An 11,055-nucleotide genomic window follows, 5' to 3' on the forward strand; every position below is an offset into this window, starting at 1 on the left:
TGTTGCCGCGTCCACATAGCGATGCGACGGCACCGGGCGAGGCCCCGGTGGCTGCCGGCACGGTGGCCCGTGCGCACCGGCTGCGCACCCGCGACTGGCTCGCTGCGTTCGGGGTGGCCGTCGTGGCGGCGCTCCTGCTGCGCGCCTTCTGCTTGCAGGCCTTCCGCATTCCCACCTCCTCGATGGAGAAGAACCTGCTGGCGGGGGATTTTGTCCTGGTCTCCAAGCTCCACTACGGTCCCCGCCTGCCCCGCTCCGTCGGGCTACCGCTGACCGGCTGGTACCTGCCGGACGTCACGTTGCCGCACGTGCGGGTGCCCGGCTTCTCCCGGATCCGCCGCGGCGATGTGATCGTCTTCAACTACCCGGCCGAAGAAGGACCGGTCGATCGCAAGACGCACTACATCAAGCGGGTCGTAGGCCTGCCGGGCGAGACGCTCTCGATCCGGAACAAGGTGACCCATATCGACGGGGTTCCGCTGCCGCTGATGCCGGGCATGCAGCAGAAGTGGGTGGTGCGGGCCGAGCCCGGTGCGGTTTTGCCGCTGGAAGAGCTGGAAGCCCGTGGCGCGTCGCTCCTCTCGGTGCAGGGCGGGCTCCGCACCGGCGGTCGCATCGCCTTCGAGGCCACCCGGGACGTGGCCGAGGAGGTGGCCTCCTGGAATGCGGTCGCCTCCGTCGAACCGCTGGTGACGCCCCCGCAAGCCGGCCTCCGGCTGCGCACCTTTCCCCCCGGGCGCGGCTTCAGCCCCGACCACTACGGGCCCCTCTACATCCCCGCCCGGGGCGACACGCTCCACCTCACCGACGAGAGCTGGCCCGTCTATGAACGGCTGATCCGGCGCTACGAGGGCCACGACGCCCGCCGCCTCGACGACGGACGCTTCCTGATCGACGGGGTGCTCACGGACCGCTACGTGGTCGAGCAGGACTACTACTTCGTCATGGGGGACAACCGCGACAACTCCCAGGACAGCCGCGTCTGGGGCTTCGTCCCCATGGATCACGTGGTGGGAAAAGCCGTGCTGGTCTATTTCTCCTGGGACCTGGAACGCCACATGCCCCGTTTCGAGCGTATCCTGCACCGCATCCGCTGATACCGCAGCCCGCCCTTCCGTCAGTTCGTGCCCCGGATGCGGTCGAAGTAGTCCTGCTGGGGGGTGCCCGGCGGCACGTCGTACGGGTGGGCCGGCAGCTCCACCCGGTGCAGCACGGGGAAACGCGGGGCGTATTCGAAGGGGGTCGGGTGGCCGAAGGTCTCCTGGCCGATGACGAGCACCGTGGTCCCCGGTGCGATGACCGTGCCGAAACTGGAGGGGAACCCGTTTCCTCCGGAAGCCAGCTTCCAGCCGTCGGCCCAGTGGTAGACCCACTTTGCGTCGTCGTCGATCAGGCGAACGCATCCGTGGCTCTGGGGACCGCCCGTGGGCATGGCATACTGGTGAATGTGGATGCCGCGGGCTTCGTGGAAGTTGAACACCCAGTACATCTCCCAGGGCTCTCCCGGCGGGCTGAGCGACGAGATCCGGTACTCGGCCTTCCAGTTGAAGTTGTACCGCCCGTTCGGGGTCGGAGAGGTTTCGGCTCCCGTACTCACAATGCCCCAGCGGACGAGCTTGCCGTATTCATACGCCGCCCAGGCCTGGATCTCTTTCTCGATGATGAACAGCTTGTCGAAGTCGCGGGCGCCGGGGTAGTAGTAGGGGAACGGGCTGTAGGCGCAGAAATTCACGTCGAAGCGGTCCGGCACCACCAGCGTGTCGCCGATGTTCGTGAACGCAACCAGCTTGCGGTTCAGCAGCTCGACCAGTTTGGCACGCTCCTGCCCGAGCTGGACGTCGCCGTCGCCGAGCACCTTGTAGAAGGTGTTGCGGGCCAGCACGTTATTGTCCCGGCTGCTGTAGAGCACGTAGTATTTATAGTTGACCTCGGGCAGGGTGTCGAGGTCTTCCGGGCAGGCGGAAAGGATGCCGGAAAGGGCGGACTGGTTGATGTAGGACTGCGCCGCCGAGGGCTCCGGTGCCGTCGCGGCCAGCAGGAACAGCAGCAAGACAAGATGGCAGGTTCGTTTCATCAGCGTGACCGGATGGCGAAAGCGGGGTTCGATGGTTGTGTATCGCGTTCGAAGCAAATCCGATGCCTGGCACGACCGAGACGCCTCATGGGTTTCCGGACGGCTTTCTTCGTGAACATCGGACTAAATACTTGCCATCCGGGGTGCCCGCGCCTAATATGCGTTGAAACGGGAAGTGGGGCAAGGATATGGAAAATGCTTTTTTGAACCCGAACCCGGAAAAATACTGGCGGGTTTTTTATACGGCCCCGCGGGCGGAGAAAAAATGTGAGCAGCGGTTGCAGGAGCGCCGTTTTGAAGTGTTCTTGCCCAAGCGGGCTGTCATTCGCCAATGGAAGGACCGCAAGAAGAAGGTGATCGAGCCGCTCTTTCCCAACTATCTCTTTGCGAAGGTGGATGAGGGGGAACGGATCCGGGTGCTTCAGACGGACGGGATCGTGCGCTGTGTCTCGTTCGGAGGACGACTGGCGCAGATGTCGGAGGAGGAGATCGAAAACCTACGCATCACACAGAACGATCCGTTGCGCCTGGAGCCGCTGCACGGGCCGTTGCCGCCCCGGGGGACGAAGGTGGTGGTGCAGGAGGGGCCGTTCCGCGGGTTGAGGGGGGAGGTCGTTTCCCACCGGGGCGAGACGCACGTCGTGCTGATCGTGCCCACCATCCGGCAGGCGGTACGCATCAACATCCCGGCGGTCTGGGCACAGCCGGTGCCGGCGGATGCGGCCTCGCGCCGTTAGGCAACCGGGATGCGGAAAACGGTGGCGTGCCAGGACTGCCCTGCCGGTTGTTCGAACCGTCCCCGGCGCAGTTCGCCGACCGAGGTGAGGCTCAGGTCGAAGACGGGGGTTTCGGCGTGGATGTGTCCTTCGCGCACCAGCCGGCGGAACTCCCGGCGTTCCGCGCTCCGGACGGTGCCGTCGTCGTCACGGTAGAAGACGGTCAGGGCGGGCGCCCAGGCCGTCGCCAGCGGGGCGATGGCCGCTTCGATGTGGTGGACGGAGGCGTCGATGCCGCACCCGGAGAGGTCGCCCGCCGGCAGGTGGCCCGCCACCGCCAGAAAACGATCGTGCAGGAAGACGGCCGCACCCCGGACCGGCCGGCCGTGCGAGCTCCAGCGTGCCAGGAAAGGCTGCAGGCGTTCCAGTACCTCGGCTTGCTCCCGGGCCGTCAGGGAGCGCTCGGCCGCGTAGATCCAGAGCCGGGCCTCGTCCGGAAAGGCAGGGAAAAGCGGGGTTGACATGGCGAGACGGATCGATGCGTGGATGAACGATGCGGCAGGAACCGGGCGTTGAACGCGGGAGCCGGGGGAAAGATCGTTCATTCCAGGCGCAGCTCCTGGATGCGCAGCTCGGCCGCTTCGAGGCGTTGCAGGCAGAAGCGTGCCAGCCGGACGCCCTCCTCGTAGGCCTGCAACGCGGCGTCCAGGTCCGCCTCGTCGTTTTCGAGCATTTCCACGATGGTTTCCAGGCGGCGCAGCGCCTGTTCGAACGTCATCTCCTCGGGAGGCGGCGGGGCGGTTTGCTTGCTCATGGCGTTCCGAAGCGGAAGGGAAGGACAGCGAAACCTACGGCGGTTCCGGAAAGGATGCCAGCCGGGTCTGCGCTGCGGGGCCTACAAAGTTTGTGCGAAGAAACGATTCCGGGTGGAAAGAAGGGGCGCCGTGCCGGTTCTTCCGGGCGATAGGTGTCTGTCAACGAAACGGGACGCAACGGGTATGGATCTCGGGCTCAAAGGCAAAGTGGCCGTCGTCACCGGTGCCAGCCGGGGCATCGGCGAGCGGATCGCGCGCTCGCTTGCGGCCGAAGGATGCCGGCTGGTGATCTGTGCGCGGGGGGAGGAGGCCCTGCGCGGGGTGGCCGGCGCGATCGAGCGCGACGGCGGCGAAGTCCTGGCGCTGCCGCTGGACATCACCGCACCGGACGCTCCCGGGCGGCTTGTCCACGCCACGCTCGAGCGCTACGGCCGCCTCGACGTCTTCGTCGGCAATGCCGGCGGGAACCGCCGCAAACCCTTCGTCGAGACGACGGACGACGACTGGGAGGCGATCCTCGACCTGAACCTGAAGGCGCACATCCGCACGAGCCGGGCCGTCGTCGCTCCGATGAAAGCGGCCGGCGGCGGGGCCATCCTCTTTGTGGCGTCGATCTTTGGCCGGGAAGCCGGGGGCGCGAACCTGTCGATCTACAACACCACGAAGTCCGCCCTCATCAGCGTGGCCAAGATCATGGCCGTCGAGCTGGCCCCGTACAACATCCGGGTCAACACCGTGGCGCCCGGGTCGATTCGTTTTCCGGGCGGCAGCTGGGACCGGCGTTGCAAGGAAGATCCCGAAGGGATGGCTCGCTTCGTCGCGCAGAACATCCCGATGGGGCGGTTCGGCACGGCCGAGGAGGTGGCGGACGTGGTGACGTTCCTCGTCTCCGAGCGGGCCAGCTGGGTCTCCGGCGCCTGTGTCAACGTCGACGGGGTGCAGTCGCACTCGCTGATCTAGCCGGCCCCCGGACGGCCGGGCTAGTCGAAGCGGACGAAGGTGGCGATGACCTTCCGGATGCCGTTCTCAGGCCGGCGCCACTGCACGAGGATGGGGCTCTGGTAGGTGCCCTGCACGATGCGGCCCCGGCCGGGCTGGTCCCGGTCGGAGACCGGCAGGCTCACGTGCCGCTTCATGCGGAGGAAGCGTGAGGCCGGGTAGCGGAGAAACTTGTCGATGATGCGCTCGACCAGCGACTCGTTCAGGCCCAGCACGTCGAGCGCCTCGTTGACCAGGTGCACGAGGTCGTACTTGGCGTAGTTCCGGGCCTTGCTCGGGATCGAACGGGGGTTCAGGAGCATGTTGCGGCCCTTTTCGGCCATGAAGCGCAGGGGGTTTTGCAGCACTTCGGCCAGGTCGTGCCGCATGAGCAGGGTTTCGTATTCGTTCACGGTCAGCCCCGTGTGGAGCTCGTCCGGGGCCAGGCGCAGGTCGATGCGTCCTTTGGTGATGCCCAGGGCCTGCAGGTGTTCCAGGAGCTGCTCGTAGAGGCCCAGGCGCGGATCCCGCAGGTTGACCGAGTCGATGGGGTGGTGGGAGACCGGGACGTCGAACGTGCGGGTGGCGCTGGTTTCTTCCCGGTTGAAGCCGATGACGGTGGTGCGCCGCCGGCGCCGGTCCTCACCGTTGATGCCGTCGAGGTCGATGAAGAAGACGGGCCGGCCGGGGTGGTTGGCGTATGTCACACAGCTTTCGAGCCCGGAGCCGATGAAGGTCAGGTGGGAGTCGGCGTTGCGCGGCTCGCACTGCCGCTGTGCTTCGGACAGTTCGGTGCGCCGGTGCAGCTGGTCGTGGTGGTAGTCGGCGTTCGGGGGAAAGAGGCGCTGGAAGGAGCGGACGTACTGGCGGACGGCCTCCACGTCGTAGTTGAGCCGCTCGCACAGGCGCTGGTCCAGGTAGCCCGCCGTGGTGTGGTAGGAACAGTAGAGGACGCGGGGGAAGGCGCTGAGCCGGTCGCCGAGGCGGGGCGTGATGTCGATGATGGCAAGGCGCGACGGCGGGGTGAGTTCGAGTGTGATTTCGGCCGGCGGTGACATCATGAAGCAAACAAGGTGGAACAAAGGGCCCCGGGCGACGGCGGTACGCCCTGTGAGGTCTTCGGCGGGCTCAAAGCGCCCCATACTACGCCCGACTTCCGGGGGCGTTTCAAAATAGGGAAGGTCTCAGGAAAAATGCGAGGGATCCCCGGAAGGGGCGCGGGCGGTTACCGGATCAGGGCGGGGCGGCTGTCGTCGGCGAAGCGGAGCAGCACCTCGTCGCCGGGGTGGAGGTCGGCGGCGGCGGTGACGGGGACGCCGCCTCGCTCGACGCGGGCGTAACCGAGGTGCAGGGGGCGGCGCGGGTCGAGGAGGTGGAGCCGGGCCGTGAGGGCGTCGAGCCGGTGCCGGCGGGTCTCGAAGAGGCGCCGGGGGCTGCGCGAGAGCCGGAGGAGGAGTTCGTCGAGGCGCTGTCCGGCGGTGTGGAGCCGGTCCACCGGGCGCAGGAAGGCCCGGGAGCCGATCAGGTGCCGGATGTGGCGCCGGCGTTCCTCGACGGTCTGGGTGAGCCGGGCATGGAGCCGGTCGCAGAGCCCGCGTACGAGGAAGGCAACTTCGCGGCGGTCCGGCACCGCCAGCTCGGCCGCCATCGACGGGGTGGCGGCCCGCACGTCGGCCACGAAGTCGGCGATGGACACATCGGTCTCATGCCCGACGGCGCTGATGATCGGGATCTCGGAAGCGAAGATGGCGCGGGCCACGATCTCCTCGTTGAACGCCCAGAGGTCTTCGGCCGAGCCGCCGCCGCGCCCCACGATCAGGAGGTCCGGTCGCAGGGGGTCGCCTGCCGGCAGGGCGTTGAAGCTGTCGATGGCTTCCGCGACGGCCTCCGCCGCCCCGAGGCCCTGCACCTGCACGGGGCAGACGAGTGCCCGTACTGCGGGGAAGCGCCGCTCCAGGATGGAGAGGATGTCGTGGAGGGCCGCCCCGGTGCCCGAGGTGACGATGCCCACGGTTTCGGGGAAGGGGGGGAGCGGCTTCTTGTGCCGGGCGTCGAAGAGGCCCTCGGCAGCCAGCTTGCGCTTGAGCGCTTCGAAGGCCTGCTGCAGCGCGCCCTCCCCCGCCAGGCGCATCGACCGCACGACGATCTGCAGATCGCCCCGGGTTTCGTAGAGGGTCACCTCGCCCCGCACCCGGACGAGCAGGCCGTCCGTGGGCCGGAAGAAGAGGTGCCGCGCATAACCCTGCCACATGACGCAACGGATCTGCGCGTCGGCGTCTTTCAGCGTGAAATAGCAGTGGCCGGAGGCCGGGCGCCGGAAGTTGGACAGCTCGCCTTCGACCTGCACGTCGTCGAAGTGGGTGCCGACGAGGTCCTTGATGCCGCGCACGAGCTCGCGTACGCTGAGGATCGGTCGTTCCATCGTTCGGAAAGGGTAAATCAACGAAGCGGAGCGCCATGTTGCATGCCGACCTGCTCTCTGAAACCAGCATCCCGGATGGCAGCGATCCGGCAGACAACCCGCGCCCCGTTTGGTTCCACGAAGCGCGGGCCGGTTTGTGACCCCGGCGTAGCAGCCTGTCGGCGACGACGTGTGGGAGCAGTTTCCTATCCCGCGAACGGAAAACGTGTAGACACACGGTAAAATCCGGTGAAGACGGATTCCTTCCGGAAGGGGAGACGGGCACAAGCGCGTCTCCCCTTCGTATGTGCTGCAATCCTTCATGCACCGAACGTCGTCATGCCATCGAATCCGCCTTCCAACAAAATCAAGGTTCTTTTCGTCTGCCTCGGTAACATCTGCCGGAGCCCGCTGGCCGAAGGGGTCTTCCGGCACCTGGTGCGGGAACGCGGCCTGGAAGATCGCTTCGACATCGACTCGGCCGGCACCGGCAGCTGGCACGTGGGCGAACCACCCGACCGGCGCATGCGGGAGACGGCCCGCCGCCACGGCGTGCCCCTCGACGGCCAGCGCGCTCGCCAGTTCACCGCCCGGGACCTCGAACACTACGACCACATCTTCGTGATGGACCGGGACAACCTGCACGACGTGCTCTTTCTCGACCGCGAAGATCGCTACGGAAACAAGGTGCGCCTTTTTCGCGAATTCGACCCCGAGCCGGGCGACTACCAGGTGCCCGACCCCTACTACGGCGGGGCCCAGGGCTTCGAGAACGTCTTCGCCATCGTCGAGCGGACGGCCCGCACCCTGCTCGACCGGCTCGTGGCCGAATACGACCTTGACCAGACCACGGCCTGACCCCCCATGTTGCCCGCAGCGCTGACGGACGCCCTTGCCGCCATGCTCGGCACCTCCGTGCGCCGGTGCGAGCCGGTCGGCGGCGGGTGCATTGCCCTGGCGTGCCGCGTCGAGACGGCGGAAGGATCCTACTTCCTCAAATGGGGGCGCGGCGATGTGGCCCGCACGTTCTGGGCCGAAGCCGACGGCCTCCGCGCCCTGCACGAGGCCGCCTCGCCGCTTCTCGTGCCCGAGGTGCTGGCCCTCGGCGATCCGGACGAGGCCACCCCGGGCTTCCTGCTGATGACGTGGATCGAAGCCGGGACGCGCGGGCCGGGCTTCTGGGAGGCCTTCGGCCGCGGCCTGGCCCACCTCCACCGGCACACGGCCGGCCGCTACGGCTTCGACGAGGACAATTTCATCGGGCGGCTGCCCCAGCACAACGCCTGGGCGGACGACTGGCCGGCGTTCTTCCGCGAGCGACGCCTCGAACCGCAGGTGCGGTGGGCCCGGGAGCGAGGTCGCTGGCACCGGCGCTGGGACCGGCCGCTCGAACGCCTCTATGCCCGCCTCGACGACCTGCTGCCCGCCCGCCCGGAACCCTCCCTCCTGCACGGTGACCTCTGGAGCGGCAACGTCATGACGGCCCGTGACGGCCGGGCCGCCCTCATCGATCCGGCCGTCTACTTCGGCCACCGTGAAGCCGACCTGGCCATGACCGAACTCTTCGGCGGCTTCAACCCGGCCTTCTATGCCGCCTATCGCGAAGCCTGGCCGCTGGAACCCGGCTATGCAGAGCGCCGCGCGGTCTATAACCTGTACCACCTGCTCAACCACCTGAACCACTTCGGCGAAGGCTATGCCGGCAGCGTCGCCGAAGTGCTCGACCGCTTCGCCTGAACATGGACCGACGCCTCACGCTCGCCTGTATCCAGCACAGCGCCGGCGCCGACCTCGACGCCAACCTGAAGGAGACGACGGCCCGCGTGCGGGAGGCGGCCGGGCGTGGGGCCCGGCTCGTCGGGTTGCCGGAGTACTTCAGCCAGCTGCACCTGCACCGGGGCCGTCTCCAGCTCACCGCCTATGACGAAGCCGACCACCCGGCCCTGCCGGTGTTTCGCGCGCTGGCTTCCGAACTCGGCATATGGATCCTGCTCGGCTCGCTGCCCGTCAGCGCGCCGGACGGGCGGGCCTTCAACCGCAGCCTCCTCCTCGACGACGCCGGGCGTATCGCCGCCCGCTACGACAAGATCCACCTCTTCGATGTCGACCTGGGCCGGGGCGAGGCCTACCGCGAGTCCGGCGTCATCATGCCCGGCAGCCGGGCCGTGGTGGCCGAGACGCCCTGGGGCCGGCTCGGCCTCTCCGTCTGCTACGACCTGCGTTTCCCCCACCTCTATCGCCGCCTGGCCCAGGCCGGGGCCGAGATCCTGGCCGTCCCCTCGGCCTTCACCCGCACGACGGGACAGGCACACTGGCACGTCCTGCTACGGGCCCGCGCCATCGAGAACGGCGCCTACGTCTTCGCGCCGGCCCAGTGCGGCACCCACGGCGACGGCGCCACCTACGGCCATGCCCTCATCGTCGACCCCTGGGGACGCGTGCTCGCCGACGCCGGGGACACGCCCGGCCTCATCCTGGCCGAGATCGACCTCGACGAGGTGGCACGGGTGCGGGCGAGGATCCCGTCCCTCCGGCACGACCGCCCGTTCGACCTCGCCTCCTGAACACAGCGAACGGGCCAGGGATCAGCGCAGCAGTTCCAGCAGCGGTGCCGGATCGCTGAGGTCGTCGAGCAGGAGGTCGGGGCCGTGCGGGGCGAGGTGCTCACGGGAGAAACGGCCCGTGCAGACGGCAACGGAAAAAGCCCCGACCCCGCGCCCGCAGTCGATGTCGTGCTCCGTGTCGCCGATGATGACGATGTCCTTGCCCGCAAACGTCCGGCCGGTGTGCCGCCGGGCCCGCTCGACGGCCAGCGGGGGCAGCCGTCGACGGTCGGCATGGTCGCTGCCGAAGGCACCGAACGGGAAGTGCGCGTCGAGGCCCACGGCGCCGAGCTTGACGTAGGCCAGTGGCTCCAGGTTGCCGGTGACCAGCCCCAGGCAGACGTCCGGCCGCCCGGCCAGCGCGTCGATGAGCGCCCGTACGCCGGGCAGGAGGAGGAAACGATCGGGGGTGAGGGCGGCCCGCATGCGCTCCTGGTAGACGTCGAGGATCCGGGTGAAGACCCCGTCCCGCGCCAGATGACCCAGCGCGTGGTGCTCGAGCACCTCCCGGAGAATCTGCGGGTCGGTTTTCCCGGAGAACGAGATGCCGGCGGTGGGGAGCGGCCGGCCCAGCACCTCGGCGAGGGCGTCCTCGAGCGCGTGCCGCCCCACGTTGTGCACGCGCAGAATCGTGCCGTCGATGTCGAAGAGGAAGAGTTTCATGACCAACGAATGAGCCGGGGTTACTTCCCGGAAACGCGCGGTCCCGGGAAGGGCTCCGGCAGACCGATTAAGATACGGGAAAGACCCCGGGAGCGCTTGCGGTTGTCTCAATGTGAGAAGGGTACGGGGATTGTCGAAGGAAGGGACCACCTTCCACACCAGGCAAAGCCGCGATGATGTTTCCAAGAACGGGATGGACGCTTCTCTTGCTGGTCTTCTGGACGGCCGGTGCCCTGGAGGCGCCGGCGCAGGAGGTCGAGATCGACACGGTGCCGCTGGCTTCGGTGCGTTTTCTCGACCGGGAGATCACGCTGGACGTGGTCTCGGGGATGGCACAGGGCCTGGTGTCCTGTGAGGTCGGGGTGAATCTGGACCACGTGGACCTGGTGGCTTCGCTGGATACGCCGCTGCCGGAAGGGGTACGCCTGCTGGTGCGGGGAGAAAGCGGGCTGGGGCCTTCGCTGGGGTCCCGTGAGCTCTCGGGGCGGGAGGACGGCCGGGTGACGCTGGTTTCCTCGCTGGCCCGGGGGCACGAGACGGGCTGCCTGCTGACGCTCACGGTCCTGGTGGAACCCGGCTTCGACGTGCTCCCGCTGCGGCGCACGCTGATTCTCTCACTCTACGATCCCGTGGCCGGCTCCTGGGCCGAGGCACGGCAAACGCTCCTTCTCGGCTCCCCCGGCGCAGTGGCAAGCCCGGGCCGGCGCTGAAAGCCGGGGCCCGGGTTTTTCGCTGTACCCGCCTTCCACGTCGCCGGAGGCCGGTGCGCGCGGCGAACCGGCCGAATCTTTCCCTTTCCTTCTTC

13 protein-coding genes are annotated in these 11,055 nt (G+C 68.0%); 7 read left to right on the plus strand and 6 right to left on the minus strand.

The window, feature by feature from the left end; translation table 11 throughout:
- Positions 1-2 precede the first annotated feature (2 nt).
- Positions 3-1,097, plus strand: coding sequence for a signal peptidase I (lepB, locus tag GQ464_RS15695; RefSeq protein ID WP_166977060.1), 1,095 nt, complete (start codon positions 3-5; stop codon positions 1,095-1,097).
- A 20-nt stretch (positions 1,098-1,117) separates the two neighbouring features.
- On the opposite strand, the gene GQ464_RS15700 is transcribed toward lepB, so the two are convergent.
- Complete coding sequence (locus GQ464_RS15700; protein ID WP_166977062.1) at positions 1,118-2,074, minus strand: L,D-transpeptidase; 957 nt, start codon at positions 2,072-2,074, stop codon at positions 1,118-1,120.
- Between the two features lie 188 nt (positions 2,075-2,262).
- On the opposite strand from GQ464_RS15700, the gene GQ464_RS15705 reads away from it, so the two are divergent.
- Complete coding sequence (locus GQ464_RS15705; protein WP_166977064.1) at positions 2,263-2,811, plus strand: UpxY family transcription antiterminator; 549 nt, start codon at positions 2,263-2,265, stop codon at positions 2,809-2,811.
- Here GQ464_RS15705 and GQ464_RS15710 read toward each other — a convergent pair.
- The gene (locus tag GQ464_RS15710) at positions 2,808-3,314 is read right to left on the minus strand and encodes a hypothetical protein (protein ID WP_166977066.1); all 507 of its coding nucleotides are present in this window, start codon (positions 3,312-3,314) and stop codon (positions 2,808-2,810) included. The genes GQ464_RS15705 and GQ464_RS15710 overlap by 4 nt on opposite strands.
- Before the next feature lie 77 nt (positions 3,315-3,391).
- Positions 3,392-3,604 (minus strand): exodeoxyribonuclease VII small subunit, encoded by a 213-nt coding sequence (gene xseB / locus GQ464_RS15715; protein ID WP_166977068.1) that lies wholly within the window; start codon positions 3,602-3,604, stop codon positions 3,392-3,394.
- 184 nt (positions 3,605-3,788) lie between these two features.
- Here xseB and GQ464_RS15720 point away from each other — a divergent pair, with 184 nt between their 5' ends.
- Complete coding sequence (locus tag GQ464_RS15720; RefSeq protein ID WP_166977070.1) at positions 3,789-4,565, plus strand: SDR family NAD(P)-dependent oxidoreductase; 777 nt, start codon at positions 3,789-3,791, stop codon at positions 4,563-4,565.
- A 20-nt stretch (positions 4,566-4,585) separates the two neighbouring features.
- Here the strand turns inward: GQ464_RS15720 and GQ464_RS15725 are convergent, their stop codons facing one another.
- Together GQ464_RS15725 and xseA are read right to left on the minus strand one after the other, a co-directional pair.
- Positions 4,586-5,644: a YjbQ family protein gene (locus tag GQ464_RS15725; RefSeq protein ID WP_228350356.1), complete on the minus strand. Its 1,059-nt coding sequence runs from the start codon at positions 5,642-5,644 to the stop codon at positions 4,586-4,588.
- Positions 5,645-5,808: 164 nt separating this feature from the next.
- A complete protein-coding gene (gene xseA, locus GQ464_RS15730) occupies positions 5,809-7,005 on the minus strand; it encodes an exodeoxyribonuclease VII large subunit (RefSeq protein ID WP_166977072.1) in 1,197 nt (398 codons plus the stop codon).
- 318 nt (positions 7,006-7,323) lie between these two features.
- Here xseA and GQ464_RS15735 point away from each other — a divergent pair, with 318 nt between their 5' ends.
- Genes GQ464_RS15735 through GQ464_RS15745 form a run of 3 tightly spaced genes read left to right on the plus strand, consistent with a single transcriptional unit; the run spans position 7,324 to position 9,548 of the window.
- Positions 7,324-7,842, plus strand: coding sequence for a low molecular weight protein-tyrosine-phosphatase (locus tag GQ464_RS15735; protein WP_166977074.1), 519 nt, complete (start codon positions 7,324-7,326; stop codon positions 7,840-7,842).
- A 6-nt stretch (positions 7,843-7,848) separates the two neighbouring features.
- Entirely contained in the window at positions 7,849-8,721 is an 873-nt protein-coding gene (locus tag GQ464_RS15740; protein ID WP_166977076.1) for a fructosamine kinase family protein, read from the plus strand.
- A gap of 2 nt (positions 8,722-8,723) precedes the next feature.
- Positions 8,724-9,548 carry a carbon-nitrogen hydrolase family protein gene (locus tag GQ464_RS15745; protein ID WP_166977078.1) on the plus strand — a complete coding sequence of 275 codons (825 nt, stop codon included), beginning with the start codon at positions 8,724-8,726 and terminating at the stop codon, positions 9,546-9,548.
- Between the two features lie 21 nt (positions 9,549-9,569).
- Here the strand turns inward: GQ464_RS15745 and GQ464_RS15750 are convergent, their stop codons facing one another.
- Positions 9,570-10,250 (minus strand): HAD family hydrolase, encoded by a 681-nt coding sequence (locus tag GQ464_RS15750; RefSeq protein WP_166977080.1) that lies wholly within the window; start codon positions 10,248-10,250, stop codon positions 9,570-9,572.
- A 173-nt stretch (positions 10,251-10,423) separates the two neighbouring features.
- Here GQ464_RS15750 and GQ464_RS15755 point away from each other — a divergent pair, with 173 nt between their 5' ends.
- A complete protein-coding gene (locus GQ464_RS15755) occupies positions 10,424-10,960 on the plus strand; it encodes a hypothetical protein (RefSeq protein ID WP_166977081.1) in 537 nt (178 codons plus the stop codon).
- Positions 10,961-11,055: the final 95 nt, after the last annotated feature.

This window comes from Rhodocaloribacter litoris (assembly GCF_011682235.2).
Classification (GTDB): domain Bacteria; phylum Bacteroidota; class Rhodothermia; order Rhodothermales; family ISCAR-4553; genus Rhodocaloribacter; species Rhodocaloribacter litoris.

What these genes read in the sequence shown, in the direction of transcription:
- GQ464_RS15700 (WP_166977062.1), bottom strand. Translation starts at nt 2,074, where the DNA reads ATGAAACGAACCTGCCATCTTGTCTTGCTGCTGTTCCTGCTGGCCGCG.
- GQ464_RS15705 (WP_166977064.1), top strand. Translation starts at nt 2,263, where the DNA reads ATGGAAAATGCTTTTTTGAACCCGAACCCGGAAAAATACTGGCGGGTT.
- GQ464_RS15710 (WP_166977066.1), bottom strand. Translation starts at nt 3,314, where the DNA reads ATGTCAACCCCGCTTTTCCCTGCCTTTCCGGACGAGGCCCGGCTCTGG.
- xseB (WP_166977068.1), bottom strand. Translation starts at nt 3,604, where the DNA reads ATGAGCAAGCAAACCGCCCCGCCGCCTCCCGAGGAGATGACGTTCGAA.
- GQ464_RS15720 (WP_166977070.1), top strand. Translation starts at nt 3,789, where the DNA reads ATGGATCTCGGGCTCAAAGGCAAAGTGGCCGTCGTCACCGGTGCCAGC.
- GQ464_RS15725 (WP_228350356.1), bottom strand. Translation starts at nt 5,644, where the DNA reads ATGATGTCACCGCCGGCCGAAATCACACTCGAACTCACCCCGCCGTCG.
- xseA (WP_166977072.1), bottom strand. Translation starts at nt 7,005, where the DNA reads ATGGAACGACCGATCCTCAGCGTACGCGAGCTCGTGCGCGGCATCAAG.
- GQ464_RS15735 (WP_166977074.1), top strand. Translation starts at nt 7,324, where the DNA reads ATGCCATCGAATCCGCCTTCCAACAAAATCAAGGTTCTTTTCGTCTGC.
- GQ464_RS15740 (WP_166977076.1), top strand. Translation starts at nt 7,849, where the DNA reads ATGTTGCCCGCAGCGCTGACGGACGCCCTTGCCGCCATGCTCGGCACC.
- GQ464_RS15745 (WP_166977078.1), top strand. Translation starts at nt 8,724, where the DNA reads ATGGACCGACGCCTCACGCTCGCCTGTATCCAGCACAGCGCCGGCGCC.
- GQ464_RS15750 (WP_166977080.1), bottom strand. Translation starts at nt 10,250, where the DNA reads ATGAAACTCTTCCTCTTCGACATCGACGGCACGATTCTGCGCGTGCAC.
- GQ464_RS15755 (WP_166977081.1), top strand. Translation starts at nt 10,424, where the DNA reads ATGATGTTTCCAAGAACGGGATGGACGCTTCTCTTGCTGGTCTTCTGG.